This is a genomic window from Cognatishimia maritima (genome assembly GCF_900129685.1).
Taxonomy (GTDB): Bacteria; Pseudomonadota; Alphaproteobacteria; order Rhodobacterales; family Rhodobacteraceae; genus Cognatishimia; species Cognatishimia maritima.
In genome coordinates, this window is record NZ_FQWM01000006.1 from 100,461 (window position 1) to 117,735 (window position 17,275).

The 17,275-nt window shown below is 55.5% G+C and carries 21 protein-coding genes; 10 read left to right on the forward strand and 11 right to left on the reverse strand.

Annotated elements, in window-relative coordinates:
- Positions 1–9: 9 nt before the first annotated feature.
- From BUA39_RS12835 to BUA39_RS12850, 4 genes are all read right to left on the reverse strand, one after another.
- Positions 10–756, reverse strand: a complete 747-nt coding sequence (locus BUA39_RS12835) for an alpha/beta hydrolase (protein ID WP_072793614.1) — start codon at positions 754–756, stop codon at positions 10–12.
- 128 nt (positions 757–884) lie between these two features.
- Entirely contained in the window at positions 885–2,276 is a 1,392-nt protein-coding gene (locus BUA39_RS12840) for a TRAP transporter large permease (protein ID WP_072793615.1), read from the reverse strand.
- Between the two features lie 5 nt (positions 2,277–2,281).
- Positions 2,282–2,950, reverse strand: coding sequence for a TRAP transporter small permease (locus BUA39_RS12845; protein ID WP_072793616.1), 669 nt, complete (start codon positions 2,948–2,950; stop codon positions 2,282–2,284).
- Positions 2,951–3,015: 65 nt separating this feature from the next.
- Entirely contained in the window at positions 3,016–4,020 is a 1,005-nt protein-coding gene (locus BUA39_RS12850; protein WP_072793617.1) for a DctP family TRAP transporter solute-binding subunit, read from the reverse strand.
- Positions 4,021–4,250: 230 nt separating this feature from the next.
- Between BUA39_RS12850 and BUA39_RS12855 the strand changes: the two genes are divergently transcribed.
- From BUA39_RS12855 to BUA39_RS12885, 7 genes are all read left to right on the forward strand, one after another.
- Positions 4,251–5,897 carry a sensor histidine kinase gene (locus tag BUA39_RS12855; protein ID WP_165610525.1) on the forward strand — a complete coding sequence of 549 codons (1,647 nt, stop codon included), beginning with the start codon at positions 4,251–4,253 and terminating at the stop codon, positions 5,895–5,897.
- Between the two features lie 3 nt (positions 5,898–5,900).
- Positions 5,901–6,509 carry a response regulator gene (locus BUA39_RS12860; RefSeq protein WP_072793619.1) on the forward strand — a complete coding sequence of 203 codons (609 nt, stop codon included), beginning with the start codon at positions 5,901–5,903 and terminating at the stop codon, positions 6,507–6,509.
- A gap of 133 nt (positions 6,510–6,642) precedes the next feature.
- Complete coding sequence (gene thrS / locus BUA39_RS12865) at positions 6,643–8,592, forward strand: threonine--tRNA ligase (protein WP_072793738.1); 1,950 nt, start codon at positions 6,643–6,645, stop codon at positions 8,590–8,592.
- Between the two features lie 219 nt (positions 8,593–8,811).
- A complete protein-coding gene (locus BUA39_RS12870; RefSeq protein ID WP_072793620.1) occupies positions 8,812–9,117 on the forward strand; it encodes a BufA1 family periplasmic bufferin-type metallophore in 306 nt (101 codons plus the stop codon).
- Between the two features lie 73 nt (positions 9,118–9,190).
- Entirely contained in the window at positions 9,191–10,054 is an 864-nt protein-coding gene (bufB, locus tag BUA39_RS12875; RefSeq protein ID WP_072793621.1) for an MNIO family bufferin maturase, read from the forward strand.
- Positions 10,051–10,824: an HvfC/BufC N-terminal domain-containing protein gene (locus tag BUA39_RS12880; RefSeq protein ID WP_072793622.1), complete on the forward strand. Its 774-nt coding sequence runs from the start codon at positions 10,051–10,053 to the stop codon at positions 10,822–10,824. Before bufB ends, BUA39_RS12880 begins: the two co-directional genes overlap by 4 nt.
- On the forward strand, positions 10,821–11,381 hold the full coding sequence (locus BUA39_RS12885) for a DoxX family protein (protein ID WP_072793623.1): 561 nt from the start codon (positions 10,821–10,823) through the stop codon (positions 11,379–11,381). Before BUA39_RS12880 ends, BUA39_RS12885 begins: the two co-directional genes overlap by 4 nt.
- A gap of 15 nt (positions 11,382–11,396) precedes the next feature.
- Here BUA39_RS12885 and BUA39_RS12890 read toward each other — a convergent pair whose 3' ends face one another.
- Together BUA39_RS12890 and BUA39_RS12895 are read right to left on the reverse strand one after the other, a co-directional pair.
- Positions 11,397–11,765, reverse strand: a complete 369-nt coding sequence (locus BUA39_RS12890; protein WP_072793624.1) for a hypothetical protein — start codon at positions 11,763–11,765, stop codon at positions 11,397–11,399.
- A 41-nt stretch (positions 11,766–11,806) separates the two neighbouring features.
- Positions 11,807–12,121, reverse strand: a complete 315-nt coding sequence (locus tag BUA39_RS12895; protein ID WP_072793625.1) for an ArsC/Spx/MgsR family protein — start codon at positions 12,119–12,121, stop codon at positions 11,807–11,809.
- A gap of 207 nt (positions 12,122–12,328) precedes the next feature.
- Between BUA39_RS12895 and BUA39_RS12900 the strand changes: the two genes are divergently transcribed.
- A complete protein-coding gene (locus BUA39_RS12900; RefSeq protein WP_072793626.1) occupies positions 12,329–12,535 on the forward strand; it encodes a cold-shock protein in 207 nt (68 codons plus the stop codon).
- 74 nt (positions 12,536–12,609) lie between these two features.
- Here BUA39_RS12900 and BUA39_RS12905 read toward each other — a convergent pair whose 3' ends face one another.
- From BUA39_RS12905 to BUA39_RS12915, 3 genes are all read right to left on the reverse strand, one after another.
- On the reverse strand, positions 12,610–12,948 hold the full coding sequence (locus BUA39_RS12905) for a hypothetical protein (protein WP_072793627.1): 339 nt from the start codon (positions 12,946–12,948) through the stop codon (positions 12,610–12,612).
- A gap of 162 nt (positions 12,949–13,110) precedes the next feature.
- Complete coding sequence (locus BUA39_RS12910) at positions 13,111–13,590, reverse strand: dihydrofolate reductase (RefSeq protein WP_072793628.1); 480 nt, start codon at positions 13,588–13,590, stop codon at positions 13,111–13,113.
- A 1-nt stretch (position 13,591) separates the two neighbouring features.
- The gene (locus BUA39_RS12915) at positions 13,592–14,425 is read right to left on the reverse strand and encodes a thymidylate synthase (RefSeq protein WP_072793739.1); all 834 of its coding nucleotides are present in this window, start codon (positions 14,423–14,425) and stop codon (positions 13,592–13,594) included.
- A gap of 191 nt (positions 14,426–14,616) precedes the next feature.
- On the opposite strand from BUA39_RS12915, the gene BUA39_RS12920 reads away from it, so the two are divergent.
- Positions 14,617–15,045, forward strand: a complete 429-nt coding sequence (locus BUA39_RS12920) for a VOC family protein (RefSeq protein ID WP_072793629.1) — start codon at positions 14,617–14,619, stop codon at positions 15,043–15,045.
- A 33-nt stretch (positions 15,046–15,078) separates the two neighbouring features.
- On the opposite strand, the gene BUA39_RS12925 is transcribed toward BUA39_RS12920, so the two are convergent.
- Complete coding sequence (locus BUA39_RS12925; RefSeq protein ID WP_072793630.1) at positions 15,079–15,576, reverse strand: MarR family winged helix-turn-helix transcriptional regulator; 498 nt, start codon at positions 15,574–15,576, stop codon at positions 15,079–15,081.
- An 85-nt stretch (positions 15,577–15,661) separates the two neighbouring features.
- On the reverse strand, positions 15,662–15,922 hold the full coding sequence (locus BUA39_RS12930) for a succinate dehydrogenase assembly factor 2 (protein WP_072793631.1): 261 nt from the start codon (positions 15,920–15,922) through the stop codon (positions 15,662–15,664).
- A gap of 135 nt (positions 15,923–16,057) precedes the next feature.
- Between BUA39_RS12930 and BUA39_RS12935 the strand changes: the two genes are divergently transcribed.
- Positions 16,058–17,260, forward strand: coding sequence for a pyridoxal phosphate-dependent aminotransferase (locus BUA39_RS12935; protein ID WP_072793740.1), 1,203 nt, complete (start codon positions 16,058–16,060; stop codon positions 17,258–17,260).
- Positions 17,261–17,275 lie beyond the last annotated feature (15 nt).

The following is a 17,275-nucleotide window of genomic DNA, read 5'->3' on the forward strand; positions in this document are numbered from 1 at the left end:
GATTGATCGTCAGCGCGACAGGTTGATCACATCCAGAACAGCCTCTTCAATCAGTTTTAAACAGGTCTCATCCGAGAACCGGTGATCTGCGTCTTTGACAAGCGTCAATCGGATGTCATCGCCCTGTGCATGCTCTAGCAGCCGTATTGCTGTGTCCGTTGAAACAGCCGTGTCTGCTGTGCCCTGCAGAAACCGTACCGGGCAGTCAAACGTCATTGGGCTGCGCAGGACAAGGTTCTTGCGACCGTCTTCGATCATGCGTTTGGTGATTATGTAGGGCTCCATATAGTCGCTCGGCAATTCGACATGTCCCACGGATTCCAAAGCGGCCTTTTGATCATCGCTGAAACCGGCCCAATAGCTGTCTTCAGTGAAATCAGGCGCAGCGGCAATGGTGACCAAGCCCGCCAAACGGTCCGGCTGTGCTTTGGCCAGCAGCAAAGCCTGCCAACCACCCATAGACGAGCCAACCAAAACGTAAGGTCCGTCGATCAGCGTATTCACGGCCTCAAGGGAATCCTCATGCCAATCGCCAATGCAACCCTCTTCGAACCGGCCAGAGCTTTCTCCGTGACCAGAATAGTCAAACCGCAAAAACGCGCGCCCCTGCGCCTTGCACCATGCCTCAAGATGGATGGCTTTGGTGCCCTCCATGTCCGACTTTAGCCCGCCCAGGAACACGACGCATGGCCCCTGCACCTCTGTTTTGTGATAGGCGATCTTGCGACCGTGCGGAGTTGTCAGAAACTGAACCATGGGGACCTCATTCTTTGCTCCCCGTTCTTAAACCTGAGTTGGAAAGGTCGGTCAAAGCGATTTGCAAAGTGGACACACAAACGCAGGGCGACCAATGGCAGCCCTGCGCGTCAGATCGATAATGCGACCTAGTTTGTGATGATCTCTGGTCCCATGACCGCGTTCGGCAAGACCGTCGATATCCACGGGACGTAGGTCACAAGGATCAGGAACACGAACATGATGGCCAGGAAGGGCAGCGCTGCCCGCACCACACCCATCATCGACATATTGGCCACCCCTGCAGTCACAAAGAGGTTCAGACCAACCGGCGGTGTGATCATGCCGATCTCCATATTGACCACCATGATGATGCCCAAATGGATGGGGTCGATGCCCAGTTCCATCGCAATTGGGAACACCAAAGGTGCAACGATGACCAAGAGCCCCGAAGGTTCCATGAACTGGCCGCCGATCAGCAAGATTACGTTCACGATCACAAGGAACATGACCGGACCAAAGCCGTAGCCGAGCATCCATTCTGTGATCTTTTGCGGCAGTTGCTCATCCGTGATGACGTGTTTCAGCAGCAGCGCGTTGGCGATGACAAACATCAGCGTGATGATCAGCTTGCCTGCATCCCGCAGCGTGGCAACCGTGTCCTTGTGCCAAAGGGCGGTCACAAGGGCTTGCGGGCGCCGGAGCAGCGACGTGCGATCCCCGTCCTCGCCGGCAAGCGGCCCCATATCGCGGTAAATGTAGGTTGCTACCAAGAAAGCATAGACAGAGGCCACAGCCGCCGCTTCGGTTGGTGTAAAGATCGCGCCCGTCACACCGGGGATGCCATAGATGCCGACCATGATGATGACGATCAGCAACAGACCCCAGATCGCGTCTTTCAAGCTGGCCCAGATTTCGCCAAAGCCTGCGAACTCACCTGCAGGCATGTTTTTGATCCGCGCCATCACATAGATGCCGATCATCAGCATGGTGCCCGCCATAATGCCGGGAATGACGCCTGCAAGGAACATCCGGCCCACCGACACCTCAACAGCCGCCGCATAGACAACCATCACGATGGAAGGCGGGATCAGAATGCCCAAAGTGCCCGCGTTGGCGATGACACCCGCTGCGAATTCCTTGGTGTACCCAACCTGCCGCATCGCGGCGATCACAATGGAGCCAATGGCGACAACCGTTGCCGGGGAACTGCCCGACAATGCGGCGAACATCATGCAGGCAAGCACACCCGAAATCGCCAGCCCACCGCGAAAATGCCCGACCAACGCGATGGAAAAGCGAATGATCCGCTGCGCCACGCCACCTGTCGACATAAAGCTGGAGGCCAAGATGAAGAATGGGATCGCCAATAGGGTCGAGTGACCTTCGAATGCCTCAAACAAAGTCTGCGCCACCGATGCCAGCGAACTGTCCGAAAAGATCAGCAGGAACAGGATGGATGAAAAGCCAAGGCTTACTGCAATCGGCACGCCAATCAGCATCAGGCCTACGATCAGACCAAAAAGAATTAAGATTTCCATCTGATTTACTCCTGAAGCTTGGCCGCCGCTTTGGCGACGTCGTCTTCGGCTTCGTGGCTCACGATCAGCATATCAAGCTGGCCACGCCACACTTTCAGACCCGCTTGCACAAACCGCAGGACAAGCAAAGCCATCGACAATGGCATCACCAGATAGGGCACTAGCTTGGGAAGCTTTTCGTATTCATAGCCTTCGTTGAACACCGGCTCGAGCCAGCGCAAGAAGAACGGGACTGGAATGTCTTGGGTCTCATACCACCCCTGCCCGCGCACACCGGTGTCAAACCCGGTCGGGAACCAACGCCCCTCGGTGGGTGGCAAGTTGGCAAAGGGAGCCCAATAGTCCCACGCGCCTTTCAGCAACAAGAGCGCATAGGCCAGGCAAACAGCCACGACAAACAGCGCGAGAGGGCGGCGCAGGGATGCAGGGGCCGTGTTGACCAATGCGTCCACACCTAGGTGCAACGTTTTCTTGACGGCGTAACTTGCCCCCAAAAGCACCAACCAGGCAAACAGAAACACCGTCAGTTCAAGCGCATAGAAGATATTGGAATTGAAACCGTAGCGGGCAACGACATTTGCAAACGTCAGCAATGTCATGACCCCTAGGATAATCGCGATGATCGTCTCTTCCAGACGGTCCATGCGCGACGAGGCATGGGACGCGGCAGTCATGTCGCTCCTCCTCCTTGATAAAATGGCGTCGTGAAGGACACGACGCCATGGATTGTTGGGAATGATTAGTTGATCGCTGCGTTGATGGATTGCGCGGCGTCGATGTTCTCTTGGCCTACATCCTCAGCGAATTGAGCCCAAACTGGCTTCATCGCCGTCACCCATGCTTCGCGCTGATCCTCGCTCAGCGTGCGGACAACGCCGCCTGCATCAATGATAGACTGGCGCGCTGCGAGGTTCACCGAAGTGGATTCAGCATTGCGGGTCGCAGTGACCTCGGCCACGATTGTCAGAAATTCTTCACGCACATCTTCAGGCAGGCCATCAAGCCAATCCACCGATGTCACAAGCAGGTAGTCCAGAATACCGTGGTCTGTTTCGGTGATGCCGTCCTGAACCTCGAAGAACTTCTTGCCGTAGATGTTGGACCATGTGTTTTCCTGTCCATCCACAACGCCTTGCTGCAATGCGCCGTATACCTCAGAGAACGCCATTTTCTGCGGGCTACCACCCATGGCTTCCATCTGTGCGACCAGCACGTCAGAAGATTGCACGCGGAATTTCAGCCCGTTTGCATCGGTGGGCAAAAGCAGCGGCTTGTTGGCTGACATCTGCTTCATGCCATTGTGCCAATAGGCCAGCCCCTGCAGGCCGCGGCGTTGCATGCTATCCAGCATCGCCTGACCGCTGTCAGACGCTTGGAACGCCTCGACGGCTTCGATGTTTTTGAACATGAATGGCAGGTCAAAAATGCGGAACTGCTTGGTGAATTTTTCGAACTTTGACAGCGAAGGGGCCGCCAGTTGAACGTCGCCTTGCAGCATCGCTTCGAGCACTTTGTTGTCGTTGTAAAGTGTCGAGTTCGGGAACACCTCAAGGCACATCTTGCCGTCCATCTCTTCGTTGATGCGCTTTTCTAGAAGCGCCGCAGCGATGCCCTTTGGGTGTTTGTCTGTGTTGGTTACGTGGCTGAACTTCACCACGATCTCGCCTTCGTCACAGGCTGCGAATGCAACGGACGGTAGACTTGCAACTGCGGCGACACAAGCCGCTTTCAAAATCGTTTTCATAGTGGTCTCCCTAATCTAAGCGCTCCTCTGCGCTGATGGTGCTATTGGCGTATTCGCCAGAATTTGTGACAAGGGGGAAACCTAACGCCCAAAAAATAGTCACAATTTCAAAACCTTACGCCATCACCTCGATTTCAGAAACGCGTTTGCCCGAATTTTCGGACAAAAAATCTTGTGCCACAAGGAGCAATCAGCGACCAATACCTAGCCCCATCACCGGAGTCGCCACCGTGATTCGAACCTTTATCCGACCTGCCCTGATCTGTGCAGCCCTCGGATTCGTGGCGGCCTATTGGGTTTATCATGCGACGCTTCGCGACGAATTCAAAGCCCTGAAGATCAGTGGCGAGGCACGTTTGAATGAGGCGTCTTCGCGATTGCGACTGCAAATCGATGCCTTGCGCGCGCAGACAAATTTCATTGCTGGTGCACCGCATTTGGTCACCACAGTTATGGAAGGTGACTTAGAAAGTGTATCCGATGATCTGACCGACTACGCGCTGACCTATGGCGCGACGCGCATCGACCTTTATGCACCGGATGGCACGCCCTTGGCGACTTCTGCATTTGCGCCGGCACCTGCCTCTGACAAATTGATCCAAGCGGCTTTGAATGGGCGATTGGGCTATTCGCAGACAATCGAAGGCGAAAATCGGTTTTTCCAATTCAGCCGCGGCGTGACGACTTCTGCTGCTGATCCGATCGCTGCGCTGGTGGTCACGGCTGATGTTGCAGCGCTGGAATTTGAATGGCCTGTGACGCCCGAAGTGATTGTGTTTCTGGATGACAGGCAAACCGCCTTTTCGACCAACCGCGCCAGCATTGCACTGTTCCCGCTTTTGGACTCCTCGGACACATTTGATTTCCACCTGCGTCCCACCAGCCGGACTGCGGGGGATCAGGTCTATCAATACGCGCTGCCAGGCACACCCGAGAAAGAAGCGCTGATCTTGTCGGCCTATGTGCCGCACTTTGATCTGACGGCGCAAATATTTCTTGAAACGCAGCAGGCAAGGAATACGGCCATTGTTCGCGCGCTCTTGGCGGCGACGCTGGTTTTGATCATAGGTCTTGTCGCGGCGGTGGCAGCGCAGCAAAGACGGCGCCTAGAACTTGAGGCACAGTATTCCGCGACGCTGGAAGCCCGCGTTGAGGAACGCACCGAGGAGTTGCGCAATGCGCAGGATGAGTTGGTCGAGGCGTCAAAGCTGGCGGCGCTGGGGCGGCTGTCTGCCGGGGTGAGCCACGAAATCAACCAGCCGCTCGCGGCAATAATGAATTTCGCCGAGAACTCTAAAAAGTTTCTGGAACGCGACAGACCGGACCGGGCCAGCGAAAACCTTACGATGATCTCCAGCCAGGTTGAACGCATCAAACGGATCATCGGCAACCTGCGCGCCTTTGCACGGCAAGAGGTGGCCCCGACCGACCGGATTGATTTTTGCGATGTCGTGCGCGCCTCTCTCAGCGCCATGGACGATAGTTTGCGTGAAGCCGGCATTGATGTTTCGGTCGCGCTGCCATCCGCCCCAATAGAGGTCATCGCTGGCCGCGTGCGGCTTGAACAGGTGGTGCTAAACCTCATCTCCAACGCCGCAGATGCGATGGCCCAGAGTGATGTCAAAACGCTATCGGTACACCTTCGCACTGAAGGCGCAAACGCCGTTTTGACGGTTTCCGACAGCGGCAGCGGCATTGCCGATCCATCCCGTGTGTTTGAACCGTTTTACACCACCAAAGAACTCGGCTCTTCCAAAGGGCTTGGCATGGGGCTGGCCCTGTCACACGGTTTGGTCACGCGGTTTGGCGGCACGCTGTCTTGTAAAAACCTCGACAAAGGCGCTGCGTTCACCATCAGCCTGCCAATCGCGGAGTGACACATGCTGACCAAAGTTCTGATCATCGAAGACGACACCGTTCTGCGCAATTCCATCGCTCAAACGTTGGAACTGGAAGACCTTGATCCGATACCAACAAATGGGTTCACACAGGCGCGACGATCGATCCGGTCCAATTTTCGCGGGGTGATCCTGTCTGACATCCGCATGCCTGATCACGATGGGTTTGACGTACTGCGGTTTGCCCAGACCAAGGACCCTGATCTGCCCGTCATTCTTTTGACCGGGCATTCCGACGTGCCAACCGCAAAACGCGCCCTGAAAGAAGGGGCCTATGATTATCTGGAAAAACCTTGCCCGCCCGACACGATGCTGGAAACGCTGCACCGTGCCCTATCACATCGTGCCTTGATCCTTGAAAACCGTGAAGTACGGGATGAGCTGGAACAGATCAGCATGGACCAGACGGTGGGCACCTTGTCAGAACGACTGGAAACCCATGAACGCCGCATTATCGAAAGCGCTTTGTATGAGGCCGACGGGAAGGTGGCGCAGGCTGCCGAGGCTTTGGGCATCCCGCGCAACACGCTTTATGACCGTATGGGCAAGCTGCAGATCATCGCCAAGGCTTTCCGTAAAAGCAGCATGTGACGACTTCGTCACGACTTGTTGTTGACTTGCTTGGCGTCACAAGCGACAAGACCCGCGAACCATATACCCGCAACCGGGCGTTCTGTTGGCGCCAAACTGACGAGGAGCTTCTGGCCTTGCCCAGATGAACACCATGTCCCAGATTTCCCTGACTTTCCCCGATGGCAACGCGCGTTCCTACGACGCAGGCGTCACCCCTGCCGAGGTCGCAGCCTCCATCGCATCTTCCCTTGCAAAAAAGGCCATTTCAGCAACGGTTGATGGCCAGCATTGGGACCTCGCATGGCCGATTGAGGCCGACGCGCAGATTGCAATCAACACGTTGAAAGACAACGACGCCGAGGCGCTCGAACTGATCCGCCACGACTGCGCCCATATCATGGCCCGCGCCGTGCAAGAGATTTGGCCCGACGTCAAAGTCACTATCGGCCCCGTCATCGAACACGGCTGGTATTATGATTTCGACCGTGAAGAGCCTTTCACGCCCGAAGATCTCGGTCTCATCGAAAAGAAGATGAAAGAGATCATCAACAAGCGCGATCCCGTCCGCACAGAGGTCTGGGAGCGCGATGTTGCGGTCAAATACTACGAAGATCGTGGCGAGCCCTATAAAGTCGAACTGATCGAAAGCATTCCCGGCGATGAACCGCTGCGCATGTATTGGCATGGCGACTGGCAAGACCTTTGCCGTGGCCCGCACTTGCAGCACACAGGTCAAGTGCCAGCAGATGCCTTCAAGTTGATGTCTGTTGCTGGGGCCTATTGGCGCGGCGACAGCAACCGCGCGATGCTACAGCGTATCTACGGTGTGGCCTTCAAAAACAAAGAAGACCTGAAAAAGCACCTCACCTTCCTAGAGGAAGCCGAAAAGCGCGATCACCGTCGTTTGGGCCGCGAGATGGACCTCTATCATATGCAGGAAGAGGCACCCGGACAGGTCTTTTGGCACCCCAACGGCTGGACGGTTTATACCGAATTGCAAGATTACATGCGCCGTCAGCAACGTCGCGGCGGTTATGTCGAGGTCAACACACCTCAGGTGGTAGATCGCAAGCTGTGGGAGAAATCCGGCCACTGGGATAAGTACCAGGAAAACATGTTCATCGTTGAAGTGGACGAGGAGCACGCGCGCGAAAAAGCCGTGAATGCCCTGAAGCCGATGAACTGCCCGTGCCACGTGCAGATCTTCAACCAAGGTCTGAAATCCTACCGCGACCTGCCATTGCGCATGGCCGAATTCGGGTCATGTGCGCGTTATGAACCATCAGGCGCGCTGCACGGTATCATGCGCGTGCGCGGGTTTACGCAGGACGATGGCCACATCTTCTGTACCGATGACCAGATCACGTCAGAAACCAAAGTCTTCATCGACTTCCTGTCTAAAATCTATGCCGACCTTGGTTTTAACGATTGGACCATCAAACTGTCGACCCGCCCGGAACAGCGGATCGGGTCCGATGAAACTTGGGATGAAATGGAAAAGGCACTTGGCGATGCCTGTAAGGCAGCGGGGCACGACTTCGAAATCCTCGAAGGCGAAGGCGCGTTTTATGGTCCGAAGCTGGAGTTCACCCTGACCGACGCCATTGGCCGGAATTGGCAATGCGGCACGCTGCAGGTGGACGCAAACCTACCGGAACGTCTTGAGGCCAATTACATCGGTGCCGATGGCGAAAAGCACCGTCCGGTCATGCTGCATCGCGCGACCTTGGGGTCGTTTGAACGGTTTATTGGCATTCTGATCGAAGAGCACGCAGGCAAACTGCCCTACTGGCTCGCCCCGCGTCAGGTGGTTGTGGCGGCGATTGTGTCTGATGCCAACGATTACTGCCTTGAAGTGGTCCAAGCGCTGAAAGCGGCTGGCGTGCGCGCCGAGGCCGACTTGCGCAACGAAAAGATCAACTACAAGGTCCGCGAGCATTCTGTGGGCAAGGTGCCGGTCATCCTCGCCTGCGGAAAGAAGGAAGTCGAGGACCGTTCGGTCACCGTGCGCCGCCTTGGGGAAAAGCAAACCCAAGTCCAGACGCTCGACGAAATTGTTACAAGCCTTGGTGTCGAAGCAACACCACCAGATCGCCGCTGAGCCATTGTAACAATTCTCACGTCCAAAACTTGAAATGCCGGGGCCCACGCCCCGGCATTTCCGTTATTTTGGGCCATATCGCCCGCGATCCGTTCACGCCAGATAACAGCGCTGTGACCCACGAATGCGTTATTGGAGAATGAGTGCTGACCCCGGTTAGGGTGACCTCATGCCGCGAAACGTGGCTGGAATTCGTAACCGTATTTAGGAACCTTACACATGTCCAAAACTGTAAAAACTCTGGCAGCCGCCGCTTCTGTTGCAGCCGCAATGACAGCAATGACCTCCACCACTGCGCACGCAATGGACAAAGAAAAATGCTTTGGCGTTTCTCTGGCAGGTAAGAACGACTGCGCCGCTGGCCCAGGCACCACATGCGCCGGTACATCCAAAGTTGACTACCAAGGCAACGCTTGGACTCTGGTCGACGCAGGTACCTGCGCCGAAATCGAACTGCCTGCAATGGCAGACGGCACCGCGCGTATGGGGTCCCTGGAAGCACTGGATCGCGACCTGCCAGCATAAGGCACCTGCGACACCTGTTTGGCCCTGCTTCCCTCGCAGGGCCATTCATCGTTCATAGACCAAGGCCCGCCCGATGTTTGACACCCATGATCAGCCCCGCGCCCTGCCCCTGAAACCCGGGGTTGGCTACAAGCCGCAGCATTTTTCGGACTTGCTGGAAAATCCGGGGCATGTCGGCTGGCTTGAGATCCACGCAGAGAACTACATGGGCATGGGTGGTCGCCCGCTGGCGCAATTGCGTCACCTCGCAGAACAATTCCCGATTTCCGTGCATGGCGTTGGCCTGTCGATTGGCGGAGAATCCCCGCTTGATCCAGAGCACCTTGCGCGACTGAAACATCTTGTGGACTGGCTTAATCCCACGGTTTTCTCTGAACATCTTGCATGGTCCACGCATGAAGGCAGCTATTTTAACGATTTGCTGCCGCTCCCCTATACATCCGAAACGTTGACGCGGGTCGCTAACCATATTGATCAATTGCAAAACACCATCGGTCGCCAGATGCTGCTGGAGAATCCGTCCAGCTACCTGAAGTTCGCTGAAAGCACATGGTCCGAACCTGATTTCCTGCGTGAACTGGCGCAGCGCACAGGCTGCGGGTTGCTGCTGGATGTGAACAACGTTTTTGTTTCAGCGACCAACCTTGAATACGATCCGCGCGCCTATATCGATGATTATCCGCTGGAACAGGTGGGCGAGATTCACCTTGGCGGGCATGATGAAGACGAAGATGACCACGGTAAACCTCTGTTGATTGACAGCCACGGCGCAGAGATCGTCGATCCGGTCTGGGCGCTCTTGGATCATACCTTGGAACAATCTGGCCCGCGCCCGATCCTGATTGAATGGGATACAGATGTGCCGGAATGGCCGGTGCTGTCCGCCGAGGCCGACCGCGCGGCGGCTGCGCTTGCAAACCTAAAGGTGGGCGCATGACTGTCACCCAGACAGAGTTTCGTGCAGCCATGTTAAACGTGGATATTGCCGTCCCCGCCGGGCTGGTCGATACGCACGACCGCCCAGCTGGCAGTCGCTTTGATGTCTATCGCAACAATGTCGCTGTCTCTCTGACCGAGGCGCTTGAAACCGGGTTTCCGGTGATCGCCAAATTACTTGGTGAGGCAAATTTCAAAGCCATTGCAGGGGTGTTCCTGCGACAGTCCCCGCCAGAAGCCCCTGTTATGATGCATTATGGTGCAGCGTTCCCGCAATTCCTGCGAGAATTTCAGCCGTTGCAGCACCTTGGCTATTTGGGCGATGTCGCCGAAATCGAGCTTGCCCTGCGGCGCAGCTATCACGCGGCGGACAGTCAGGGCGTGCCCGGCGACGCTTTGGCGCAAATTGCGCCAGAGGCCTTGGCTGGCGCGCGGCTTTCATTGGCACCGTCTTTAGAAGTCGTTCGGTCCCATTGGCCGATCTATGACATCTGGGCCTTCAACACCTACCAAGGCCGCCCCAAACCTGAAGCCCGAGCACAGAATGTCGTGGTTCTGCGCCCAGAGTTTGACCCGGAACCGCATCCTCTTCCCACCGGTGGCGCGTCGTTCATCAAAGAGATTCATCGCGGACGCACGCTGGGCGAAGCCGCTGACATCACATCCAATTTGGCCGAGGACTTAGACCTTGGCGCTGTGCTTGGCTTATTGCTCAGCAAGGGTGCAATCACCAATATCACCGCCGCCGAACAAAATGAGGAAGATCAATGAACACGCTGATAAACATGCATAATACTGTGTTCTCACGCCTGCAAAGCCAAGACTGGATTCTGACGTCTTTGGCGCGGCTGCTCTTTGCTGCGATCCTGTTCGTTTATTACTGGAACTCTGGGCTGACAAAACTGGGCGACGGGCTTTTTGGTATTTTCTCACCCTCAACCGGGGCCTATGCGCAAATCTGGCCCCGTGTGCTTGAAGCGGTCAGCTATAACACCAGCGAACTAAGCCTATTTCACTGGCTCGTGGTCTTTGCTGGCACCGTCGCCGAATTTGTGCTGCCAGTGTTGATCGTCGTCGGATTGCTGACCCGTCTCGCATCACTTGGCATGATCGGTTTTGTCGTTATGCAGTCGCTGACCGACATTTACGGCCATGGCGCCGATGCCGACACGATTGGCGCTTGGTTTGACCGTGTTTCTGACGCGCACATCATGGATCAACGCGCCTTTTGGGTCTTCTTATTGCTGGTGCTGGTGATCAAAGGCGCGGGGCCACTGTCCATCGACCGCCTTCTGGCCCGCCGCCAAACGGCCCCTGTGCCCGCATAATTGATCGAAAGGCGCTTAGAAATGCGCCTTTTCTTCGTCGGGTTTTCCAGCTGAGACGGCCATGATCCCTGCAAGCCCGGCAAAGGCAATTGGGAACATCGTGAAGACGTTAAAGCCGAACCCGACATACATCCACCCTGCTGAAATCAGCAAAAGGATCCCGGCCCAGAGCGCGCGAGAGCGCGCCATTGCGCCACCGGCAATCGCCAAAAGCGGGGCCATAAGGGATGTCGAGCGGACAAGTTCGATATTTTCTACCTGCTCTGCAACGCCCTCTAATTCGCCCCATGACTCGATGGCAGCCGTGTAACCCCACCCAAAAAACCCGACGATCATGCCGACAATACCGGCAATGATGCCTAGAACCAGTGCTGCGTTTCTCATAAATCTCTCCCGCTGCTCTGCTTTAAGATAGGCAATGCGCCCTAGGACGCCAAGGCCACCTGCACATCTTTGCCCCACCCCAGATAAAGCGTACCGTCTTTGTTGATCAGGGGCCGTTTCATCAAAGTGGGGTGCTCTGCAAGCAAGGACAGCGCCGGTTTGGCGCGCTCGGCATCGCCAAGATTGCGCCATGTGGTGGAGCGTGTGTTGACCAATGCATCGCCAAATTGGGCATGGGCCTGCGCCAAAACCTCTGCGGGCACACCGTCCGCGCGCACGTCCACAAATGCGGCCTCTGGTAGCGATTTCAGCGCCTTGCGGCAGGTATCACAGGTTCTTAGACCAAAAAGTTGCATCTTTTTTGCTCCTCGCGAGGTTTACCTAGGGTAAAGCAATCATTTTCATATGGGTTTTGCTTGATTTTTACATTGCGCGTGCAATCATTCCAGCGTGGCATTTTGTTTCGCGCGCTCATACTGGCGGAGTTCAGGCGACGAGCCATCGGATCACTTGCTGTACCCCGGCGTTACCGGGGCGACTGATGGAAGAAGAAGGAGAACGGTATGCCAAGTGGCACCGTAAAATGGTTTAACACAACCAAAGGCTACGGCTTTATTGCACCGGACGAAGGCGGCAAGGACGTTTTTGTTCATATTTCCGCGGTGGAACGGTCTGGATTGACTGGTCTTGCCGACAACCAAAAAGTTGAGTTTGAACTGTCAGAAGGGCGCGATGGGCGTCAGATGGCAACCGACCTAAAAGTTTCATAAGAACGCGCGGGGCGTGTGAACGCCCCTCACCTTCCCGATCATAAGCGTCTTGTTCTGCGCGAGAACCACCGGCCTTAGTTGGTGGTATAACAGCCCTTTTCGCCAACTGGACAAACGATCCGGGATTTTTGTACCTTTTTCACGGCTTTCGGCGTGTGGCACATTTCTCCGGCCACGGGCACACCACAGCTGATCATGCCGCCTGCCTGCACAGGCTGCAGACCCGCCGGACAGACATTGTCACTGGAAGATGCCGCACGATAAATGCAGCCAGAAGGCGTCAGTGGTGGCACTTTCGGGACGAATTCCACAATCGGGTCTTCTTTGATCTTGCAGGGGAAGATCACGCAGGTCGCATGGGCGGGTGAAGCCACGGCGACAAGCGCCGCCAGCATCAGCGATTTCTTAAACATCGGGTCACCTATTCCTGTTTGGTCTGCTCTGATTTTTAAGGTGTGTTTTCTAAGCTGTAGACTACAAGATTTTGAGATTCAGTCAATTTTTCCAATTCGCATTTGCTGGCCCGGCCCGGGCTTTTGTCAAAAGCGTGATATTTTTGAATCCCTTTGCAGGCCTCAGCGTTTGCGGAAATATTCCGTGACAGTGCATTTCGGATCAGCCGCGCGCAAAGGCCTTTCTTGTGTTAGGATCCAATCTTGATCAGAGAACGTTGGGAAATAGGTATCTGCGTCCTCAACCTCCAGATCGACTTCTGTGATCAACAGCCGGTCCGCCAATGGCAACATCGCCGCATAAATCCCTGCACCGCCCATGCTGTAGATCCGTTGATAGCCGGCGGCATATGATGCTGCGATGGCCTCTTCGACCGAGCGGACAGTGACATCTCCCATGCCGTCCTGGGAGGAAACAACAACATTGAACCTGTTTTTCAAAGGCTTAAACGGCAGGCTTTCCCAAGTGTTCCGTCCCATGACGACCGCCCCACCGAGGGTTTCGGTTTTGAAGAACGCGAGGTCTTCGGGCGCGTACCATGGGATGTCGTTGTCTTTGCCAATGGCGCCGTTTCGGTCGCGCCCAACAATCAAAGTGATCATATCAAACCGCCACCGGTGCCTTGATCGCGGGATCAGGATCGTAGTTCAGAATTTCAAAATCTTCGTATTTGAAGTCGAATATTGATGACACATCGCGCTTCAACCGCAGTTCCGGCAGTGCTTTTGGGGTGCGCGCAAGTTGCGTTTTCACCTGCTCCATATGGTTGGAATAGATATGCGCGTCGCCAATCGTGTGCACAAAATCTCCCGGCGCATAGCCGGTGACATGCGCCAGCATCACCTGCAACAGCGCGTAGCTGGCGATATTAAAAGGCACGCCAAGGAACATGTCTGCTGACCGCTGATAAAGCTGCAGATGCAATTTTCCGCCAAGGATCTTGACCTGCCACAGCGTGTGGCATGGCGGCAAAGCCATATCCGGCACATCGCCCGGGTTCCATGCCGAGACGATCAAACGCCGACTGTTGGGCGAAGTCTTGATCATCTCAACAAGATCAGCAATCTGATCAACGGTGCGCTTGCGATAAAGCTGCTCTTCGCCCGGTTTCGCATCCACAGGCTCAAGTGCCGGGAAACGCCGCCATTGGTGACCGTATACCGGCCCAAGGTCGCCGTTTTCATCCGCCCATTCATCCCAGATGGTGACACCGTTTTCCTGCAGATAGCGAATGTTGGTATCACCACTAAGGAACCAAAGGAGCTCATGGATGATCGACCGCAGATGCAGTTTCTTGGTTGTCACCAGCGGAAATCCATCGGCCAAAGGATAGCGGCATTGCATTCCGAAATAGGACGTCGTGCCCGTGCCGGTGCGGTCGGTTGTTGTCTCACCATGGTCCAGAATGGTCTGCAATGCGTCGTGATATTGCTGCACCCGAGCCTCCTTTGGGGTCATCGCACATCAGAGACTCATGTGATACCCGTTTTGCGGCGCGAACGCTATATCTCGTGTTCAGGAAAATACACCCTACCAAATGAGCGTAAATCTTTTCGCAGCGCGCCCTCTCCGACGGCTCGACACCACGCCTGATCCTGCTTAACTAAGTGGAGACATGGAGGAATGAAATGACACTACGCTATCTGCACACAATGGTCCGGGTGAAAGACCTTGAAGCTTCGATGAAATTCTACCAGCTGCTGGGTTTGAAAGAGACGCGGCGCACCGACCATGAAGGTGGGCGGTTTTCCTTGGTGTTCCTAGCGCCAGAGGGTCAAGAAGAATGCCCGATTGAGTTGACCTACAATTGGGATGGCGATGATGGATTGCCAAGCGACAGCCGCCATTTTGGGCACCTCGCCTATGAGGTCGATAATATCTATGAGATGTGCCAGCACCTGCAAGACAACGGCGTCGTGATCAATCGACCGCCACGTGACGGGCACATGGCCTTCGTGCGTTCACCGGACAATATCTCGATCGAATTACTGCAAAAGGGCGCGGCGCTTGCTCCGGCGGAACCGTGGCTCAGCATGGAAAACACGGGCCATTGGTAAGCCACCCTATTCTGGGGGATCAGTGGCAGGGGATCAGTAAATATACCTGATCTGGTCCCCCCAATACCGCTCCATGCGGCGCAGTGAACTTGTGATCTCTTCGAGTCCGCCGGGTTCAAGAACGCCGCGCGCTTTGAGTCCTTCGGCATGGCGCTCAAATAATTTTGCCACGATGCCACTGATATGCCTTCCCTTTTCCGTCAATCGCACGCGGACTGAGCGGCGGTCCATCTCACATTTCTGATGATGCATATACCCCGCATCCACCAGTTTTTTAAGATTGTAGCTGACGTTGCTGCCCTGATAATAACCCCTCGATTTGAGTTCGCCCGCAGTGACTTCGTTATCACCGATGTTAAACAACAAGAGCCCCTGCACCGCGTTGATTTCCAAAACACCCACCCGCTCAAACTCATCTTTGATGACGTCAAGCAGTAGGCGATGCAGCCGCTCGACCAGCGCCAAAGTGTCCAGATAGCCTGTAAAGAAACTAAAATCCTGGGTTTCCCCCAGCCTCGAATGCATGCTCATGCCGGTCTCCGTTTCAAGTTAGAACAGAAACTGAGGCAAATTCGCGAAAAATCAGTTAAATCTGGGCCGATAGATAAAAAGCGAATTATTTCCGCTGCATTTCCTTTGCGACGTCCGCAATCAGATCTTGAAACTGCGCGGGTGCAGCCGCCTGCCCGCTCACCCATTGATAGAGGTCCTGATCGGCCTCATTCAGCAGTGCATCATAGTGGTCAAGTTCGGCGTCACTCATCCCGTCAAGCCGTGTGTCGGCATAGTGACTGAGAATGATATCCATTTCCTTGATGCCACGTCGCATAGAGCGCATTTTCATACGTTTCAAACGATGGGCGCGGGTTTCGGACATGTCAGCCTCCGGCAAAGTGTGCCATGGCAATACCGTCCCCAAATGCGAAGGGCAACAGGCGACAGGCAATCGGCGCTTGAACCCTGAAAACGCGGGGCCTAAGACTTGGGCAAACCCATCACCACCGAGGTCGCCATGTCTTTCCTGTCCAAAACCCTGTCGCGCGTCAAACCCTCTCCGACCATCGCGATGACCGCGAAGGCGGCAGAACTGAAAGCGCAGGGGCGTGATATTATCGGACTTTCCGCAGGCGAGCCGGATTTTGACACGCCAGAAAACGTTCGCGACGCAGCCAAAGCGGCCATTGACGCAGGCAAAACGCGTTACACGGCTCCGGATGGCATCGTTGAACTAAAGCAGGCCATCTGTGACAAGCTTCTGCGCGACAACGGGCTGGCCTATACCACCAAACAGGTTTCTGTCGGTACCGGCGGCAAGCAGACACTTTATAACGCCCTGATGGCGACGCTGAATGCTGGCGACGAAGTTGTCATTCCCGCGCCCTATTGGGTCTCCTACCCCGATATGGTTCTGTTGGCAGGCGGCACCCCGGTGGTTGCTGAAACCACGCTGGAAAAAAATTTCAAGCTGACCGCAGAACAGCTAGAGGCCGCGATCACGCCCAGCACAAAGTGGTTCATCTTTAACAGCCCCTCCAACCCAACCGGCGCGGGTTATAGCTGGGACGAATTGAAGGCGCTGACAGATGTCTTGCTGCGTCATCCCCATGTCTGGGTGATGACTGACGACATGTATGAACTGCTGGCTTACGACGATTTCAAGTTTTGCACGCCCGCACAGGTCGAGCCGCAGCTTTATGACCGGACGCTCACCTGCAACGGCGTCTCCAAAGCCTATGCCATGACCGGCTGGCGCATTGGATACGCTGCCGGGCCAGAACCGCTGATCGCCGCCATGCGAAAGGTTCAAAGCCAGTCAACCTCTAACCCTTGTTCCGTCAGCCAATGGGCCGCGGTCGAGGCCCTGAATGGGACGCAGGACTTTATCGCGCCCAACAACGAAAAATTCGTGCGACGCCGCGATATGGCGGTCGAGATGCTGAACGCCATCGACGGCATCACCTGCCCCAAACCCGAAGGCGCGTTTTACGTCTATCCTTCGATTGCTGGTTTGATTGGGAAAACCACGCCCGCTGGCACGCACATCACTGATGATGAAGCCTTTGCAACGGCGCTTTTGGAAGAACAGGACGTTGCGGTGGTGTTTGGCGCGGCCTTTGGCCTCTCTCCAAATTTCCGTGTCAGCTATGCGACCTCTGACGAGGCACTCAAAACTGCGCTGACCCGGATCACCGCATTTTGCGAGAGCCTTCGCTAAAGTAGGGAGGCATGC

Excerpts from the sequence above, each read along its gene's own strand:
- BUA39_RS12870 (WP_072793620.1), top strand. The coding sequence starts at position 8,812 with ATGTCCAAAACTGTAAAAACTCTGGCAGCCGCCGCTTCTGTTGCAGCC.
- BUA39_RS12845 (WP_072793616.1), bottom strand. The coding sequence starts at position 2,950 with ATGACTGCCGCGTCCCATGCCTCGTCGCGCATGGACCGTCTGGAAGAG.
- BUA39_RS12890 (WP_072793624.1), bottom strand. The coding sequence starts at position 11,765 with ATGAGAAACGCAGCACTGGTTCTAGGCATCATTGCCGGTATTGTCGGC.
- BUA39_RS12925 (WP_072793630.1), bottom strand. The coding sequence starts at position 15,576 with ATGAGCATGCATTCGAGGCTGGGGGAAACCCAGGATTTTAGTTTCTTT.
- BUA39_RS12910 (WP_072793628.1), bottom strand. The coding sequence starts at position 13,590 with ATGATCACTTTGATTGTTGGGCGCGACCGAAACGGCGCCATTGGCAAA.
- BUA39_RS12935 (WP_072793740.1), top strand. The coding sequence starts at position 16,058 with ATGTCTTTCCTGTCCAAAACCCTGTCGCGCGTCAAACCCTCTCCGACC.
- bufB (WP_072793621.1), top strand. The coding sequence starts at position 9,191 with ATGTTTGACACCCATGATCAGCCCCGCGCCCTGCCCCTGAAACCCGGG.
- BUA39_RS12895 (WP_072793625.1), bottom strand. The coding sequence starts at position 12,121 with ATGCAACTTTTTGGTCTAAGAACCTGTGATACCTGCCGCAAGGCGCTG.
- BUA39_RS12880 (WP_072793622.1), top strand. The coding sequence starts at position 10,051 with ATGACTGTCACCCAGACAGAGTTTCGTGCAGCCATGTTAAACGTGGAT.
- BUA39_RS12835 (WP_072793614.1), bottom strand. The coding sequence starts at position 756 with ATGGTTCAGTTTCTGACAACTCCGCACGGTCGCAAGATCGCCTATCAC.
- BUA39_RS12905 (WP_072793627.1), bottom strand. The coding sequence starts at position 12,948 with ATGTTTAAGAAATCGCTGATGCTGGCGGCGCTTGTCGCCGTGGCTTCA.
- thrS (WP_072793738.1), top strand. The coding sequence starts at position 6,643 with ATGTCCCAGATTTCCCTGACTTTCCCCGATGGCAACGCGCGTTCCTAC.
- BUA39_RS12850 (WP_072793617.1), bottom strand. The coding sequence starts at position 4,020 with ATGAAAACGATTTTGAAAGCGGCTTGTGTCGCCGCAGTTGCAAGTCTA.
- BUA39_RS12860 (WP_072793619.1), top strand. The coding sequence starts at position 5,901 with ATGCTGACCAAAGTTCTGATCATCGAAGACGACACCGTTCTGCGCAAT.
- BUA39_RS12900 (WP_072793626.1), top strand. The coding sequence starts at position 12,329 with ATGCCAAGTGGCACCGTAAAATGGTTTAACACAACCAAAGGCTACGGC.
- BUA39_RS12885 (WP_072793623.1), top strand. The coding sequence starts at position 10,821 with ATGAACACGCTGATAAACATGCATAATACTGTGTTCTCACGCCTGCAA.
- BUA39_RS12920 (WP_072793629.1), top strand. The coding sequence starts at position 14,617 with ATGACACTACGCTATCTGCACACAATGGTCCGGGTGAAAGACCTTGAA.
- BUA39_RS12930 (WP_072793631.1), bottom strand. The coding sequence starts at position 15,922 with ATGTCCGAAACCCGCGCCCATCGTTTGAAACGTATGAAAATGCGCTCT.
- BUA39_RS12840 (WP_072793615.1), bottom strand. The coding sequence starts at position 2,276 with ATGGAAATCTTAATTCTTTTTGGTCTGATCGTAGGCCTGATGCTGATT.